General features: G+C 37.5%; 14 protein-coding genes and 1 pseudogene. 10 read left to right on the forward strand and 5 right to left on the reverse strand.

Annotated features, from left to right (window positions below; genetic code table 11):
* Window positions 1-469: 469 nt before the first annotated feature.
* The 8 genes and pseudogenes from CP947_RS04240 to CP947_RS04275 all read left to right on the forward strand — a co-directional run.
* Window positions 470-1,594 (forward strand): annotated as a pseudogene (locus tag CP947_RS04240) (GDP-mannose 4,6-dehydratase); the annotation flags it as partial.
* A complete protein-coding gene (locus CP947_RS04245) occupies window positions 1,591-2,673 on the forward strand; it encodes a glycosyltransferase (protein ID WP_096712004.1) in 1,083 nt (360 codons plus the stop codon). The pseudogene CP947_RS04240 and the gene CP947_RS04245, both read left to right, overlap by 4 nt.
* Window positions 2,651-3,430 (forward strand): ABC transporter permease, encoded by a 780-nt coding sequence (locus tag CP947_RS04250; protein ID WP_164909006.1) that lies wholly within the window; start codon window positions 2,651-2,653, stop codon window positions 3,428-3,430. The genes CP947_RS04245 and CP947_RS04250 overlap by 23 nt, the downstream gene beginning before the upstream one ends.
* On the forward strand, window positions 3,430-4,644 hold the full coding sequence (locus tag CP947_RS04255; RefSeq protein WP_096712006.1) for an ABC transporter ATP-binding protein: 1,215 nt from the start codon (window positions 3,430-3,432) through the stop codon (window positions 4,642-4,644). Before CP947_RS04250 ends, CP947_RS04255 begins: the two co-directional genes overlap by 1 nt.
* A gap of 13 nt (window positions 4,645-4,657) precedes the next feature.
* The gene (locus tag CP947_RS04260; RefSeq protein ID WP_164909005.1) at window positions 4,658-6,172 is read left to right on the forward strand and encodes a methionine biosynthesis protein MetW; all 1,515 of its coding nucleotides are present in this window, start codon (window positions 4,658-4,660) and stop codon (window positions 6,170-6,172) included.
* Between the two features lie 6 nt (window positions 6,173-6,178).
* Entirely contained in the window at window positions 6,179-7,249 is a 1,071-nt protein-coding gene (locus CP947_RS04265; RefSeq protein ID WP_096712008.1) for a glycosyltransferase, read from the forward strand.
* 29 nt (window positions 7,250-7,278) lie between these two features.
* Entirely contained in the window at window positions 7,279-9,492 is a 2,214-nt protein-coding gene (locus tag CP947_RS04270) for a glycosyltransferase (RefSeq protein WP_096712009.1), read from the forward strand.
* Window positions 9,489-10,331, forward strand: coding sequence for a class I SAM-dependent methyltransferase (locus tag CP947_RS04275; protein WP_096712010.1), 843 nt, complete (start codon window positions 9,489-9,491; stop codon window positions 10,329-10,331). The genes CP947_RS04270 and CP947_RS04275 overlap by 4 nt, the downstream gene beginning before the upstream one ends.
* Window positions 10,332-10,439: 108 nt before the next feature.
* Here the strand turns inward: CP947_RS04275 and CP947_RS04280 are convergent, their stop codons facing one another.
* From CP947_RS04280 to CP947_RS10725, 4 genes are all read right to left on the reverse strand, one after another.
* A complete protein-coding gene (locus CP947_RS04280) occupies window positions 10,440-11,564 on the reverse strand; it encodes a glycosyltransferase family 4 protein (protein ID WP_096712011.1) in 1,125 nt (374 codons plus the stop codon).
* 4 nt (window positions 11,565-11,568) lie between these two features.
* Window positions 11,569-12,699, reverse strand: coding sequence for a glycosyltransferase family 2 protein (locus CP947_RS04285; RefSeq protein WP_096712012.1), 1,131 nt, complete (start codon window positions 12,697-12,699; stop codon window positions 11,569-11,571).
* A 378-nt stretch (window positions 12,700-13,077) separates the two neighbouring features.
* Window positions 13,078-13,419 carry a transposase gene (locus CP947_RS10720; RefSeq protein WP_128754127.1) on the reverse strand — a complete coding sequence of 114 codons (342 nt, stop codon included), beginning with the start codon at window positions 13,417-13,419 and terminating at the stop codon, window positions 13,078-13,080.
* 39 nt (window positions 13,420-13,458) lie between these two features.
* Window positions 13,459-13,635 carry a hypothetical protein gene (locus CP947_RS10725; RefSeq protein WP_164909004.1) on the reverse strand — a complete coding sequence of 59 codons (177 nt, stop codon included), beginning with the start codon at window positions 13,633-13,635 and terminating at the stop codon, window positions 13,459-13,461.
* Window positions 13,636-13,921: 286 nt separating this feature from the next.
* Here CP947_RS10725 and CP947_RS04295 point away from each other — a divergent pair, with 286 nt between their 5' ends.
* Window positions 13,922-14,869 carry an NAD-dependent epimerase/dehydratase family protein gene (locus tag CP947_RS04295; RefSeq protein ID WP_096712014.1) on the forward strand — a complete coding sequence of 316 codons (948 nt, stop codon included), beginning with the start codon at window positions 13,922-13,924 and terminating at the stop codon, window positions 14,867-14,869.
* Between the two features lie 77 nt (window positions 14,870-14,946).
* Window positions 14,947-16,314 (forward strand): mannose-1-phosphate guanylyltransferase/mannose-6-phosphate isomerase, encoded by a 1,368-nt coding sequence (locus tag CP947_RS04300; RefSeq protein ID WP_096712015.1) that lies wholly within the window; start codon window positions 14,947-14,949, stop codon window positions 16,312-16,314.
* A 187-nt stretch (window positions 16,315-16,501) separates the two neighbouring features.
* Here CP947_RS04300 and CP947_RS11025 read toward each other — a convergent pair whose 3' ends face one another.
* Entirely contained in the window at window positions 16,502-16,669 is a 168-nt protein-coding gene (locus CP947_RS11025; protein ID WP_123151386.1) for an NAD-dependent epimerase/dehydratase family protein, read from the reverse strand.
* Window positions 16,670-16,783: the final 114 nt, after the last annotated feature.

A 16,783-nucleotide genomic window follows, 5' to 3' on the forward strand; every position in this document is an offset into this window, starting at 1 on the left:
AGGCTCAGCCCAATAGCATTCTGGCTGATTATAGATCTGCACATATAAATATATTTCCAGGTCATCTAAATAATATATAACAATCTTTTAATATCTAAAATTTCATTCTCTATCTTCCCTGATGTAGGTATGTATATCTGAATAGTGGATGCAGATCTAAAAACAATAATATTATGATGGTGCAGGATTTCTCTCGCATAAATGTGGGTGGCTGTGAATGTACTGTTTAAAGAGAGATTATGAAACCAATAGTATATATTTATATAACAAAAAATATTCAATTGTGTGTAATGTGTTCCCAATCAAAAGGTAATAATTGAGTGAATCATCAATGGATTGAGGTCATAAATATTAAAGGAGAAAATTCATGAAATGGAAAAATCGGAATGTGTTGATTACAGGTGTAAGTGGTTTTGTGGGCTCTTACCTGGCCCGGTATCTTATTGATTAGGAGGCAAATGTATACGGGCTTATCAGAAGAAAAGCAGACGGTACAATTCCAAAAAATATAAGCTACAAAAATATCCAGAATGGAATTAATTTTGTTGAAGGAAACCTTGAGGATATCACGGGATTAGCTCATGCTCTGGATGTTTCACAACCGGATGTGATCTTCCATCTGGCAGCTCAATCCTTTGTACCCCGATCATTTTCACACCCCATTGAAACATCTCAGATTAATTCACTTGGTACACATAATTTATTAGAGGCAGTGCGAATTAAAGGAGTAAATCCTACTATTGTCTTTGCAGGATCCTCCGAGGAATACGGCCTTGTGTTTAATTCAGAAGAACATTACAGCCTTATGAAAGAAAAATATGGCAAAATATTCCCGGAACCTGAGATCCCTGAAGTCCCCATAAAAGAAACAAACCCCCTTCGTCCAATGTCTCCCTATGCTGTCAGCAAGGTATATGGTGATTATCTGATGAGGAATTATCATTATACATATGGTCTTAACACTGTCGTATCAAGAGCATTCAATCATGAAGGAGCAGGCAGGGGTATCATGTTTGTTACATCAGTTGTGACAAACCAGGTAGCGGAATTAAAATCCGGAAATCTGGACAAAATAACCATCGGAAATGTCAATGCATTTCGTGATTGGTCTCATGTGATGGATATAATTAATGGTTATTGTGTACTTGCTGACAAGGGCCAGTATGGGGATGTGTACAATCTGGGATCCATGCGCACAACATCTGTGCTGTCCTATATCCTCCTGAGTCTTGAAAATGCAGGTATGCCTGTTGACAGAATTGAAAGTATGAATAACAATAAAGTTATTGATAATCCAATTGATCGGGATTACTCTGAATTTTATGGTGTAGCCTTTGAGAAAACCAACGTTGATAAAATGCTTCTTGAGGGTTCACTGGAATTCTTACTTGAGGATAAAGGGATAATTGCTCACTGCGGTGAGAAGAGGGTCCCTATTGAATTTAATCCGGAAAGATTCAGACCTTCTGAAGTTCCAATTCTCTTTGCTGATACGACAAAGGTGCAGGAACTTGGATTTAAGGCTACATACAGTGTTGAAGATATCATAAGAGACCAACTTAACTATTTTCTGGATGAGAAGAAGAGAGCATGAAGATAGCAATATTTCATGATTATTTCGGAGCTATTGGAGGCGGGGAAAAGGTTGTTTCCACTATCTCTGATTTATTTGATGCAGATGTAATTACTACAGACACCGACGCGGTGGATAAACTGGGTTTAAAGGGGAATGTAATCTCCCTGGGAAGTACCAGAAAAATCCCTCCATTAAAGCAGATATCTGCAACCAGGAAATTCTATTTCAGTGATTTTTCTGAAGAATATGATTTTTCGATTTTCACCGGTAACTGGAGCCATTATGCAGCTCATACGCACCATCCGAATATGTGGTATTGCTATACTCCTGTCAGGGCCTTTTACGATCTATATGACAATTTTTTGCAAAGACAGAATTTTGTAAAAAGACAATTATTCAGAGCCTGGGTGTATGGCCACCGGCATCTGGATCAACATTCTGTGAAAGATATTGACAATATAGTTACTATATCAGGGAATGTCCAGAGGCGAATTAAGAAATATCATAAAAGAGATTCCGAGATAATTTATCCTCCAATTGATGTTTCTATGTTCAGGTGTGAGGAATATGGCGATTTCTGGCTTTCTGTGAATAGATTGTATCCTGAAAAAAGAATTGATTTACAAATAGAGGCTTTTAGGAAAATGCCTGATGAAAAACTTGTAATTGTAGGCGGGTATGCAAAAGGGGATCATGCGGAAAGCTATGCCAGAACCCTGTATAATGACCTTCCCGAAAATATTAAAATAATTGGGGAAATTAAGGATGATGAACTTAGAGATCTCTATTCCAGATGCAGAGGTTTCATTTGCACTGCCATTGATGAAGATTTTGGACTAACCCCTGTAGAAGCAATGGCAAGTGGAAAGCCGGTTGTTGCAGTAAATGAGGGAGGCTTTATGGAGACGGTAACGGAGGATACAGGTCTACTGGTTGATGCAAATTATAGAAGTATCAAAGAGGCTGTACAACTCATATCGAAGGAACCTGATATGTACCGGGATGCATGCATTGAGCGTTCAAAAATGTTCGATGTATCAATCTTTGAAAAACAGATTAAAAATGTGATTAATAATGGTCTTCAAGCACCTGAATAATCTTTACGCTTACAGGGAACTTATCTGGCAGCTGGCATGGAGCGAATTCAAGCTCAGATACAAGAATTCAATTTTGGGATATTTCTGGTCCCTTCTGGAACCCATGCTGATGCTTACAGTTCTATACGTAGTATTTTCCAATCTAATGAGGGTGCAGGTGGAGTATTTCCAGCTTTTCCTGCTTCTTGGTATAATTCTCTGGAACTTTTTGAGCAGGGCGACAAGTATTGGGATGAATTCCATCGTCGGGAAAGCGGATATGATTAAGAAGATCTACTTTCCCAGAGACATCTTTGTAATTTCTTCCTGTATAACAGCCCTTCTAATGAGCATATTTGAATCCCTTATATTCATTTCATTTATGGCTATCTTCAGGGTTCCGATATCTACCAATTTAATTTATGTACCATTTATCCTGATTTTCCTCTTTTTTATATCTCTGGGTCTGACCCTGGCACTTGCTGCACTGAATGTTTTCTACAGGGACGTACAGTTCATCTGGCAGGTCATTTTGCAGGCAGGATTTTTTGCGACACCTATCCTTTATACTATAGATATATTCCCGGCATACCTGCAGAAAATAGTATTGTTGAACCCGGTTGCAATAATGATAATATCAGCCCGTCATACCATCATATATTCATCGCCTGCTACAGTCGGGAATCTGACATTCATGCTGATTTCATCAGTAATTTTCCTCATTATGGGTTATGCTATCTTTAATAGACTGGAACCAAGATTTGCAGAGGAGATTTAATGCCGGCAATTGAAGTTGAACATTTATACAAATCATTTCGCATTCCCCATGAAAAAAGAAACACTTTATTCGAAGCATTGACCGGTGTTTTCAAGCCTGCACCCTATGAGACATTTCAGGCGCTGAAGGATATCAATTTCACAGTTGAGGACGGAGAAGCAATCGGTATTATTGGTGAAAATGGAAGTGGTAAAAGCACTCTGTTAAAACTAATAGCCCAAATCCTGGATTCTACCAGAGGGAAGGTGAATGTCAATAGAAAGGTCACACCTTTCCTGGAGTTGGGGGTGGGTTTCCAGCCTGAACTTACAGCGGCAGAGAACGTGAAGATCTATGCCACAATTATGGGGATGCCAAAAAAAGAGATCGAGAGCAAACTGGATGATGTTCTGGATTTTGCAGGACTTGAAAGATTCAGGGATACGAAATTGAAGAATTTTTCCTCGGGTATGCAGGTAAGACTGGCTTTCTCAACCGCTATACAGAACGACCCGGAGATCCTCCTGCTCGATGAGGTCCTGGCTGTAGGGGATATGGAATTCCAGCAGAAATGCCTGGAGGTACTAAAACAGTACAGGGAAAAAGGAGTTACAATTGTATTTGTCTCCCATGACCTGGGTTCTGTGCGCAGGTTCTGTGACCGGACATTGCTTCTCAACCACGGAGAACAGGTGGCTCTTGATGATACTGAGAAAGTGATAGACCAGTATGTATATGGGGAAGACGCTTCTAACATGTCTAGCAGTGATACAGAAGCAGATACATCCCCTGCAGAAGAGAATTCCGAAGAAAGTACACACCAGAGTAATAAGAAGGTGGAGATTACCGATGTTAAGTTTTACGACAAATTCGGGAATGCATCTAACAGGTTTAATTCGTCTGATCCGATGGTGATCAGAATATTTTATAATGCCCATAAGAAGGTACTGGATCCGGTATTTGGTATTTCACTTTATTCAGAGAATGGGGAACATTTGTTCGGTACAAACACAGAGTTAAGAAAAGTATCAATCGATCATGTAGATGGCGAGGGGTATATCGATCTTGAGGTTGAGAAGATCCCGATGCTTACGGGTCAGTTCCTCCTGACAGTTGCAATACATACCCATGATCAAAAAACGTATGATTGGCATGACAGGCAATATGCATTTGATGTGATCCCGACAAGTATGGATGCAGGACTTATTGAGATTCCCTGTCAATGGAAGATATGATGGAAGTGAGATAATGGACACATTTGAAATTCACGATGATGAGATTGATGTTGAAGAGATCATGAAAAAGATCAAAGACAATATCCGCATGAGAAAGGAAGCTGGTGTTTATCCACAAGACGGGATAGAAATGGGTCCTGCCGGGAATAGCCCTGAATGTAGCACAAATGTTCAGCGAGACCTTGAATACATCAATGCAAACTGGGATATCCAGAACAACAGTTATTTCATCAGTTCACATCGGCCTGTTGTAGGGAAGCCTCTGGTTAAAGGGCGAGAGCTTGTTCATGGTGAGGTGAGAAGATATGTCGATCCCATTATCTGGAAACAGACCGAATTCAACGGAAGCACTGCCCGTTATCTCAACAATGTCAATGAGAAAATCAATGCTTTTGAAAATGTTATAGGTAATGAGATAGAGCAATTGAGACCTGAGATTGATGATAAGATCGAGCAGTTGAGACCCGAGATTGATGATAAGATCGAGCAATTGAGACCCGAGATTGATGGTAAGATCGAGCAGTTGAGACCTGAGATTGATGATAAGATCGAGCAGTTGAGACCTGAGATTGATGGTAAGATCGAGCAGTTGAGGCCCGAAATAGATGGTAAGATCGATCAGTTGAGGCCCGAAATAGATGATAAGATCGATCAGTTGAGATCTGAAATCAATGATTTGATTGAAAGTCAGGTTAGTTCCGTAATTTCTTCGATGAACTCAGACATCGAGAATAAAGCGTGGCTTGCCAATATTTTGGAAAAAAGAAATTCAGATAATAAACCTATTAATTTTGATGATGAAATATCAAAAGAAAGTTCGATTAATTATTTTACATTCAGTGAAGAAGTAAGCAAAGCATGGACAAAAGAAGGTGGAAAACCTATTGATGTCCCTAATATGTATGAGGACTTATTGCCTTTTTTTAACAATTGCAATAATGTATTAGAAATTGGATCGGGGACAGGTTATTTTTTACAATTGCTCAAAAATAATGGTGTCGGAAGCTATGGTATTGATATAAATGAGGACTATGTTCTATATTGTGAAAAATTAGGGTTAAGTATTCAAAATATTGATGCATTGAGTCATTTAATGACTATTGATGATAAATCAATAGATGGTATATTTATGGGACAAGTTGTTGAACACTTAAACATTAATGAACTATTTCAAATATTAAAATTATGTTATGAAAAATTGCAATTTGGATCATATATTGCGATGTCTATGCCAAATATATTGAGTGTTTTAGTCTCAACGAATTTGTTTAACATGGATCCTACTCATGAAACCTATATTCATCCAGAGGTAATTAAATTTTTATTAAAGTCATGTGGTTTTAGAGAGATTCAAGAGAATTTTTATCAGCCGGTACCGGATGAAAGCAAATTAAAAAGAATCGACCCCAGTAATATTCCAAACGAGCAAATAAATAATGAAATTTTGGAAACTTTAAATTTCAATATAAATTTTTTAAATAATTTTTTGTTTGGGTACAGGGATTATTTAGTCATTGGAAAAAAGTGAATATCTATGCAGATTAATCAGGTCTTACCAGCTTTGAGTTGCCATGATGCGGTGAGTAATGATGCAATTGAAATCATGAAATTCTTGCGAAAGCAAGGATTTGATTCCAATATTTATGCAAAACATACACATCCTAAAGTGTCAAAATATACAAAATCGATAGATAAATACCATGGAAACGATCAAAACATTTTGATTTATCATTTTTCATTATATAGTGAGGATGTGACCGATTTTGTTAAAAAATTGCCTGACAAAAAAATATTACTCTATCATAACATAACTCCTCCCAAATTCTTCGATGGACTTTGTGAAACATTAAGCTATAGTTGTGCGAAAGGCTTAGACGAACTTAAAGATTTGTTCAGACATTTCCAAGTTGGAGTTGGAGTCTCTGAATATAATCGCCTATGTCTTGAAAATTATGGCTTTAAAAATACCGATGTTTTACCCATATTAATCAATATAAACAAATTTGAATCACATAATGAAAAAAACCTTAAAAAAAGATCTTATATTGATTCTACAATTAACATTATATTTGTAGGTAGAATTTCACCAAACAAGAAACATGAAGATATTATTAAAACATTTTATTATTATCAGCGTTACATAAATTCAAATTCAGTATTATATCTTGTTGGAAACGAACAAATATCCAGCTATTCAGAATATCTAAGGAATCTAATCGATACATTAGGACTTAGAGATCATATTATATTTACTGGAATGGTAACAGATGAGGATCTTGTAGAATATTATAAAAAAGCACATCTCTTTTTGTGTATGAGTGAACATGAAGGATTTTGTGTTCCTCTTTTAGAAGCAATGTATTTTGAGATTCCCATTATCGCTTACAATTCCACTGGGGTTCCCTATACATTAGATAATTCTGGAATTTTGGTTAATAAAAAACAATATAATAAAATAGCAGAATTAATTAATCTTTTAATTGAAGAAAAGGTTATTCGTGGAAGAATAATACAAAAACAAAATGAAAGACTAATGGCTTTTGATAAAGAGAAAACTGGCAAGAAGTTGATTAAGATTATTGAAGGTTTGAATAATAAAAATTAATTCAATGATATCAAATATGGTGTTATGAAATGCAATATCCGTTTGTTTCTATTGTTGTTTGTACTTATAATCGTAGTAACTATTTAGATGGATGTATTAAATCATTATATAAGCAAACATATCAGAATAGAGAAATTATTGTTGTAAATGGACCCTCAACTGATGATACAGATTGTATTTTGAATAAATTTAAAGATGTTCTGGTAATTAGACAAGAAAAGTTAAATGGATTATCTTATGCAAGAAATTTGGGTATAAGTTACTCTAAAGGTGATATTATTGCATTTATTGATGACGATGCAACAGCTGATGAAAATTGGTTGAAATATTTAGTTGACAAATATACTAATGATTCTGTAGGAGGAGTTGGAGGTCTTGTTTATGGTCCTCAAAAGTCACATATTCAATTTGCTAATGGTGTTATCAATAAATGTGGGATACCTAATGCAGTCAGAGATGATACTAAAAAGTTAAGAAAAGGTGAGTTCCAAATACTTATGGGAACTAATTGTTCATTTAAAAAAAGTGTATTATATGAAATTGGTGGATTCGATCCATACTTTAAATATTATCATGATGAAAGTGACCTTTGTACACGGGTAATTAATAAAGGCTATCAAATTGTGTATCAAAGAGAATCTTTTGTGATACATGATATGGTGGAAGGTCATAATAGAAAGTCACCTTATGATCTAAACTGGGCTGAAATAATAAAAAATGTTATTTATTACACAATGAAAAATTTTGGTAACACGCTTTCTTCTTATACAACACGACCTGTTTATTCTTTATATTGTTGGATAATATATTTTGTTACACCATTCTTTAACAATGAACTTACTTTAGGTTCTATATTAAATATTTATCAACAAATATTAAAGGGTGCGTTTCGAGGTTATAAAGATGGTTTGAGTTTGAATTTATTTGATAAAAATAAGGATATTTCATATCTCGATTTTAACATAGAAAATGAAAAGAAATCAAAAAAACATTCTATAACTGAATATCCTATTAATATTGAAGCAAATGGGTTGAGTAATAAGCTCAATATCGCATTGTTAAGCCAAGAATACTCTAAAAATTGTAATGGAGGAATATGTCGATATACACATGATTTAGCACATGGACTCGCTGACCTGGGCAACGAAGTGCATATAATTTCCAAATCTGAAAATGATAGGGAATATGATTATATGGATGAAAATGTCTTTGTACACAAAATTAATCCTCAAAAAATAGATTTTTTACCTTTGTCACCTGAGATGGACATCTCTCACAAAAACATTTCCTACAGCTATGAAGTATGTCTAAAATTGAATAATTTGATTGAAACCAAAAATATTCAGGTTGTTGAAGCTCCCTTGTGGGATGCAGAAGGGTTCGTTTTCTCTCTTATAAAGAACATTCCGTTAGTTGTTCGAGTTGAAACTCCATTATTCAAAGTAAGCGAAATCCAAAAATGGGATGTAAATAAAGATTTTAAGTTGGCAAATTGGATGGAAGGAGAAGCTGTAAGGCGTGCTGATCGAGTTATCGCAATCAGTAGTGCCATTGGAAAGCTAATTTGTGATCATCACAACGTCTCCGAAAATAATATCGATGTCTCTCCTCTTGGAATCGACCTTCCTATTGAAAGTCAGGCTTTTGACGATCAAGATAACGATATTCTTGAAGTGTTGTTTGTTGGTCGTCTTGAGAAAAGAAAGGGAATTGATACATTATTTAGAGCGATTCCTGCTGTAGTCAGGCGGATTACGAATGTTCGGTTCACTATCGTGGGTAGTGATACAAAAACAGCATCATTTAATGGTTCATATAAAAAACATCTATTAAACATTCTCGATAAAAAATATCATAAATATGTATATTTTATTGGATATGTTTCTAATGATGATCTTGAAAACTATTATAGAAAATGCAATATCTTCGTAGCTCCTTCTCTTTATGAGTCATTTGGACTTATATACTTAGAAGCGATGGCGTGGGGAAAGCCTGTAATTGGATGTGATGTTGGTGGTGTACCGGAGATTATTGTTGATGGCGAAACAGGGATTATTGTTCCTCCTGATGATGCCTCATCACTTGCTGATGCAATCTTAGAGTTACTTGTCGATGAAGAGAAAAGAAAGATTTTAGGGGAATTGGCTATAATGCGGATGAAAAAAAAATATGCGAAAGATATTATGGTAATGAGTTCACTGAATATATATAATTCAATTTGCAGAAAAAGAGGAATTCTATGAAAGAATATTTAGATATTGCATCTAAAATTTCAAGTCCTATTCAAGTGGAAAACGATATTAATATGCGACTTGTTGAAAGAAGGTCATTAAATCGTCTTTGTGATATTGGGGATTGGGAAGTAGGGGGTGCATTAAGTCAGATTATGAGTGATTTAAAGGAAGGTAGTTACATCCATAGAAAATCTTGGGAATATGCTATGTGTATATATGGACTTGAATCCCTTGGAGTTGTAACCTCAGAAAGTCATGCAATAGCGGTAGGTGCAGGTTATGAAAGACCATTGTTTTATTTTGCAAACAAAATTGAAAAGATGGTTGCAACTGATTTGTATAACAGTCCTTCGAATGAAGGTGATCCAAGTATGTTGACTACACCGTCAAATTTTGCACCATTCCCTTATTTAAGAGATAATCTCAAAGTTTCACAAATGGATGGAACAAATTTAGAATTTAATAATAATACTTTTGATTTTGCATTTTCACTTTCATCTATTGAGCATTTTGGTAGTAGGGATAACATTATAAAAGCCATGTCAGAAATGTTCCGTGTTTTGAAACCGAATGGTATTTTATGTTTGGCAACCGAATTGATTCTCAATAATGCTCACCATCCAGAATATTTTACTTTCAATGAATTGAAAAAATATATTCTTCAATCAACTGACTTTAAACTAGTTGGAGGAGATATTGATTTCAGGATATCTAAATCTCTTCTCTTAAATCCTATTGACTTAGATTTAGAAAAGAATCTTAACATAAGTCCGCATATTGTACTTAAGCAGGGAAATGTAATTTGGACTTCTATCATTTTATTTATGGAAAAAAAGTTGGTTGATTAATTATAAATTTGATGTGGTAGGTAGTTTAATATTTGAGAATACTGGAGTAATTTCACATAAGATGGAGTAATATTTCCAGTATTTCTTATTTCTCAAAAAAATTATATATCATTCATATAGTAAAATAAGTTTTTCGTATACAATGTCCCATTCATATTTCCCGGCCTTTTGAACTGTATTTTCTACACACATTTTTTGGAATGAATCATCTAATAGTATCTTCTTTAAAACAGAATCGATCTGATCAGAATCAAGTTCTACAACAAATCCATTAACACCTTCATCAATCAGGTCCTGTGCTGCATTTCTCTTTTCACTAACAGTGATAACAGGAACCCCGCATGCGAATGCTTCTATTACGATTATTCCGAAACCTTCACGGCTTGAAGGTAGGACAAATACTCTGGAAGATTTGATCCGGGCAATGAGGGCATCATATTTCAGGAACCCGGCAAACTCAACATTATCGGCTATTTCAAGTTCCTGGGAGAGTTTTAACAGCCTGTCCTTTTCAGGCCCATCTCCGATGATGCAGCATTTAAGTTGCGGGAGGTTGGCTTTTAATCTGGCCACTGCATTTAATAGAACATCGATATTTTTCTCTTTTATGAGCCTGCCTGCAAAAATTATGTCGCAAGTTTTGTTTGCAGGTTTTATACCTGTTATTTTCTGGAGATTGATTCCGTTCGGAACAACCTGTATCTTTTCCGGGTCCGTTCCAATAGAGATGAGTTGTTTTTTTGTCCACTCTGAAACAGCAATATTTTCTGATGATATTTTCGCAACAATCCTCTCTATAATTTTCCCAAAAAATCCCCTCCTCCCCATATACTCATACCAGTAGTCATCCCAGACCTCATGCCATGTGAAAAAGGCCGGGGTTTTTCTGAGAACAGATACTGTCCTTACGGTGAAGCAGGAAAAATACGGGAAGACACTTACATCAATAACATCAAATTTCTCTTTTAATAAAGGCTTGAAGAGTTTCACTGAAAAAATCAGGGCCTCAGAGATCGACCGCTTTCCATTGATATACAGTTCCCTGGCCGCACATACGCCATGGAGGGTCATACCCTCGTATTCAATAATATTCTCGCCTTCCCACCATTTGACCCCAAAAAGATGGACTTCGTCTCCACGTTCAGCAAGGCGTTTTCCGATCTCATAAATGCGCTTTTCAGCACCCCCTTTGACCCAGGGGTATATCGCATCATAGACAAAAGCGACCTTCAAGAAATCACCTATCAATATCGGTACCAAGAAGCATTACACTCAGGAAAATGGAACCAAAGATCATCTGCAGTCCCAGTGCGGCAAGTACCATTACCACAATAGCGATTTCGACCTCTGACAGGGACCCATAGCCAGTGCTTGCCCAGGTATACACAATCCAAAGGCCCAATATAAAGCTCAGTATCAGCAAACCGGAGCCTATGAACAGCTCCTTTTCCAGAGAGTGGTAACTTAACATCTTCCTGAATACGTCATTCTTTTTATGGTATATGCCATGAATAAGACCATAGGCCTTCATATAGGAGCCAGTGGCGAGTATCTGTCCGCCCACAATAAGCAACATACCTCCCAGAATAAAAGAATGCAGTCGTGTTTCCACTACATTACCCTGCAGGAGAGAAAGAGCAGTAAGTAAAAAGCCTACCAGAAATACAAGAAAGCCCGGCACAAACATAAATTTCAGAGGTTGATACAGCATCATGAATCTTACATGCCGCCAGCCGTCCTGCAGCGACCGGAGTTTGGACGGGGCATAACGTACATGATAGCTGATAGGTACCTCTTTGATCCTCAGGTCATTATAGGACGCCTCTATGACCATCTCCGAGGCAAACTCCATGCCATGGGTCTTGAGTTTCATCTTATCAAGGGCTTCCCTTGTAAATGCCCGCATTCCGCAATGTGCATCCGATATATCTGTTTTAAACAATAAATTCAACATCCGGGTCAGCAAAGGATTCCCAATATACTGGTGGAGCCACGGCATGGCCCCCTTTTGAATATTACCTCTCAACCTGCTTCCAATAACAAAATCCGCCTCTCCATTGATCAAATACTTCATAAATCCGGTTAATTCTTCCAGATCGTAGGTATTATCGGAATCCGCAATCGCAATATAATCACCTGTTGTGCTTGAGAGGCCCGCCATATAGGCATTTCCATAGCCTTCCTTGCCTGAAATGACCCGGGCACCCATGGATGCAGCAATCTCAGGAGTCATATCAGAAGAGTTGTCAACCACGATAATCTCCCCCTCAAGGTTGCATTTTTCAAAAACCTTCTTCGCTTTTGTGATGCAGATCCCAATGGTCTTTTCCTCATTCATGGAAGGCATCACAACGGACAATTTGGGCATGTGGATTGTTAATGAATATGTTGGTTTAAATATTTTTTTATGAACGCAAAAAGATGAATTCAGTTACCCAGAGATAATACACGTAAACTTAGTAACAATATATCTAAAGACATCTGGTAATTTCAGAATTATTGTTAGTTTCAATATTTCCTGGAATTTCGAGGATTTCTACAGAGCCATATTTGATATGCTTAACTAATTGTATCTTTCCTATCTGTTTTGCCTGTTGGATATATCCATTTCAAGTCAACTACCCCTCCCTTACGGCAAGGGGCTTGAATGTCAATTAAGCATTCGTCCGGGTGGCTGACAAGCACCCCTGAGATTCCAGGATATACCTGTAATCCCGTGTTCTGTGTTCAATATTCATTGCATCTATCAGATCGGCATTGTTCTCATACCAACATCTATACCCATGAAAGTAGAAGCATCTGTTATTTGTTTATCAGGAACTTCTTTCTCCACACATAAATGGAAATAATAATCTCCGTCTTTATGTTTTACAACTTTGGATGCCTGATATTTCCATGAACCATCAAAATACTGTTTAGCGTAATCATAATTCAAAATGGAATAAGATTTTCTTCCATTAATAGTGGTTATTTTGACCGTATCTTCACTAACAGTAAAATCTCTTTTGTAAGAAAAAGTCATTGATGACGGCGAAAACTCTACTTTTTGCCCTTTTCTGTTTATGTAATGTTTTGTAACATCCTGCAACTTGTCGTGGGATATTACAACTCATCTGGGATTTTAATTTTAATATTTCACGAAGATAGAAGTAAACTTCTGTAATTTCATTGCTGGAATCGGTTTACCTTTGTCAAAAACAAATTTGGAAGCATAATTCATTCCATCCGAATATTTCTGCATAGTTTCCACCAAATCATTATCAGGATTTGCCATTTTCAGGATAACTGTTTTAGTAAGAAACATACACTACTATATTCACTTACTTATTATAAAAAATTACTTTTCTGAATATCAGGCGCATTCCTCTCCTACCTTACGGAAAGGAACTCCTGCTCGATGAGTTGAAGTTACTTTTGACAATTCGTATTTTTGACTAACTTCGAAATTATTCAGTTTTTGAATATATCATTGAATTACTGCAATTATTCTACCAGGCAATTCCACTCCGATCATCTCTTATAGTAAAAATAATATCAATGATCAAATCATTTTGCAGCAAAAACATTAGCATTATCCGCAGGGTCGGTCCATGTCAGAAAAAGCAATACAAAAGATACTGGTAACAGGTGGTGCAGGTTTTATCGGCAGCCATCTGGTAGATCGCCTGTTGTCTGAAGGTTATGAAGTCACAGTTTTTGATAACCTGAGTTCAGGGAACAAGAAATATATCGAACCCCATCTAGACAAACCAAATTTCACATTTCTGGAAGCCGACCTGCTAGATGAACCCGCTATCAACAAAGCCTGCTGTGGCATTGATATGGTCTATCATGCTGCTGCAAACCCCGATGTCCGGCTGGGTGTGGAAAATACAAAGGTACATTTCGACCAGAACATCAGGGCTACCTACAACTTGCTGGAGGCCATGCGCAAAAACGAAGTGCCAAATCTTGCCTTCACATCAACCTCCACAGTCTATGGTGAAGCAACAGTAATACCAACCCCGGAAGATTACGGCCCACTTGTCCCGATTTCCCTCTACGGTGCCTCCAAACTGGCCTGTGAGGCTCTGATTACTTCATATTCCCATACTTTTGACATGAACTGCTGGATATTCCGTTTTGCCAATATCATAGGAAGCCGAAGTAATCACGGCATAATCTTTGATTTTATCAACAAACTTCGCGCCAATCCAAAATCCCTTGAAATTCTGGGAGACGGTAAACAATCCAAATCCTACCTCCACGTTCCAGAATGTGTCAAGGCCATTCTCTTTGCAGTTGAGCATTCCAGAAACACAGTGAATATCTTCAACATCGGTTCAGAGGACACCCTCAGTGCTACAGAGATAGGTGAAGTTGTGGCTGAAGAGATGGGTCTGCAGGACGTTGAATTCACTTATACAGGTGGTTCACGTGGCTGGAAAGGTGATGTGCCGAAAATGAGACTGGATGTGGCGAAGTTGAGGGAGATTGGTTGGAATGCCCGATGTACTTCTCAAGAGAGTGTGAGGAATGCTGTGCGGGAGTTGCTGTGAATTAACATAATATATAAATACACAATGCAAAATACCATAAATCAATCAAAGTAAGTAGAATCTCCAGTGATTATAATATGAAATCGATAATCCTTGCCGGTGGAACTGGCACACGTCTCTGGCCCCTGAGCCGCTCGCAGTATCCCAAACAGTTCTTGAAGTTTGGAAAACATTCCCTGTTCCAGGACACTGTATTGCGCTGTCTTGAGATATCGGATATTTCTGAAATTTTCGTGGTCACCAATTCAACTCAGCAGTTTTACATCAAGGGTCATATCCAGGAATTGGGATACGATCTGCCGGAGGAAAATCTTCTGATCGAGCCTGAAGGCAAAAATACCCTGCCAGCCATCTGTTTTGGGATGAAGGTGATCGAGAAAAAATATGGCAAATCCACTGTAGGGGTCTTTTCATCGGACCATGTAATGGCTTCCTCTGCAATGCAGATTATTGCAGAGGCAGAAATACTCGCAGAAAACCATCTGGTAACCTTCGGTGTAACTCCCACATCGCCTAACACCGGTTATGGTTATATCAAACCTGCAGAACAGATCAATATGGGCTTCAGGGTCTCTGAGTTCAGGGAAAAGCCGGATGTTGAGACTGCAGAACATTACATTGCAGAAGGTTGTCTCTGGAATAGCGGGATGTTCCTTCTTAATACTGAAACTTTTTTCACAGAGATCAAGAAACATGCTCCAGAGTTTTATAACGCTTTTAATTCCTCGGCAAACATGCAGGAAACATACAACAATCTTCCTTCGAAGTCGGTGGATTACGGCATAATGGAAAAATCCGACAACGTGGTCGTGGTCCAGCTTGATGCAAAGTGGAGTGATCTGGGTAATTTCTCTGCCATCTATGAAGAAATGCTAAAGGACCAGGAGGGTAACGTGATTAATGACTGTGACCAGATGAACCTGAATTCCAGTAATAACCTTATCCACTCAAAACCTGGCAAAATGGTAAGCCTCATAGACACAAATGACATGGCAGTGGTGGACACTCCTGATGCCCTTCTCATCTGTCCCAGAAACAGCAGCCATAAGGTCAAGCAGGTAGTTAACCAGCTGAAATCCAGAAACGATCCCAGAGCCAGCATCGGCCAGACTGTCTACCGGCCATGGGGGTCTTATACTGTGCTTGAATGGTCTGATGCTCATGTAATCAAAAAGATACGGGTTTTGCCTGAGCAAAAACTCAGTCTCCAGTTACATTATCACAGGAGTGAGCACTGGGTGGTTGTGACAGGTATGGCAGAGGTCCATGTAAACGGCGAAGAATTCTTTGTCAGGCCAGGCGAGAGTACCTTTATCCGTGCAGGAGAGAAGCACAGGCTGGGCAATCCTAGTACTATCCCACTTGAAATCATTGAGGTACAGCTGGGAGAATATGTGGCAGAGGATGATATTGTCAGGTTTGACGATGAATATGGAAGGAATTGATTCAATCTTTCTTTAGGCTCTACATCAGGCCAAATCCTAAAATATTTGCAACAAAAATATCAGATACACTAAAATATATCGTCTGCCATTGCATCTTCATACTTAATACCCAGATTGCTTCCAAAAAAATCCATTATTCTAAAGTATTGCTAGATGATTTTACTCCTGTATATGTATTAAGCACTGATTATAACTTTCTTTTTTGGATTACTAGGTCAATCAGTTCCAAAATATCATATACTGATATGAAATCACTTGTCTGTTTTCTATCCCCTAAAGTGGTCGGGGATTGTTTGGCCTTTATACTTTCTATGAATTTTGAGATTAGCCCCAAAGAAGGGTTAGAGGAAATCATGTTGGAGATTGTAGATATTGAAAGGACGAATACAAACTATAATAGGTATTCCAAAAGAATGGTGATACACCTAGCGTATTTTCATCAGCCAGTTTACTTACTCAGTAAGGGGAT

Source organism: Methanohalophilus euhalobius (genome assembly GCF_900215215.1).
Lineage (GTDB): Archaea > Halobacteriota > Methanosarcinia > Methanosarcinales > Methanosarcinaceae > Methanohalophilus > Methanohalophilus euhalobius.

Excerpts from the sequence above, each read along its gene's own strand:
- CP947_RS04265 (WP_096712008.1), top strand. The coding sequence starts at position 6,179 with ATGCAGATTAATCAGGTCTTACCAGCTTTGAGTTGCCATGATGCGGTG.
- CP947_RS04255 (WP_096712006.1), top strand. The coding sequence starts at position 3,430 with ATGCCGGCAATTGAAGTTGAACATTTATACAAATCATTTCGCATTCCC.
- CP947_RS04270 (WP_096712009.1), top strand. The coding sequence starts at position 7,279 with ATGCAATATCCGTTTGTTTCTATTGTTGTTTGTACTTATAATCGTAGT.
- CP947_RS11025 (WP_123151386.1), bottom strand. The coding sequence starts at position 16,669 with ATGATTTCCTCTAACCCTTCTTTGGGGCTAATCTCAAAATTCATAGAA.
- CP947_RS04300 (WP_096712015.1), top strand. The coding sequence starts at position 14,947 with ATGAAATCGATAATCCTTGCCGGTGGAACTGGCACACGTCTCTGGCCC.
- CP947_RS04275 (WP_096712010.1), top strand. The coding sequence starts at position 9,489 with ATGAAAGAATATTTAGATATTGCATCTAAAATTTCAAGTCCTATTCAA.
- CP947_RS04250 (WP_164909006.1), top strand. The coding sequence starts at position 2,651 with ATGGTCTTCAAGCACCTGAATAATCTTTACGCTTACAGGGAACTTATC.
- CP947_RS10725 (WP_164909004.1), bottom strand. The coding sequence starts at position 13,635 with ATGTTTCTTACTAAAACAGTTATCCTGAAAATGGCAAATCCTGATAAT.
- CP947_RS04295 (WP_096712014.1), top strand. The coding sequence starts at position 13,922 with ATGTCAGAAAAAGCAATACAAAAGATACTGGTAACAGGTGGTGCAGGT.
- CP947_RS04245 (WP_096712004.1), top strand. The coding sequence starts at position 1,591 with ATGAAGATAGCAATATTTCATGATTATTTCGGAGCTATTGGAGGCGGG.
- CP947_RS04260 (WP_164909005.1), top strand. The coding sequence starts at position 4,658 with ATGGACACATTTGAAATTCACGATGATGAGATTGATGTTGAAGAGATC.
- CP947_RS04285 (WP_096712012.1), bottom strand. The coding sequence starts at position 12,699 with ATGCCCAAATTGTCCGTTGTGATGCCTTCCATGAATGAGGAAAAGACC.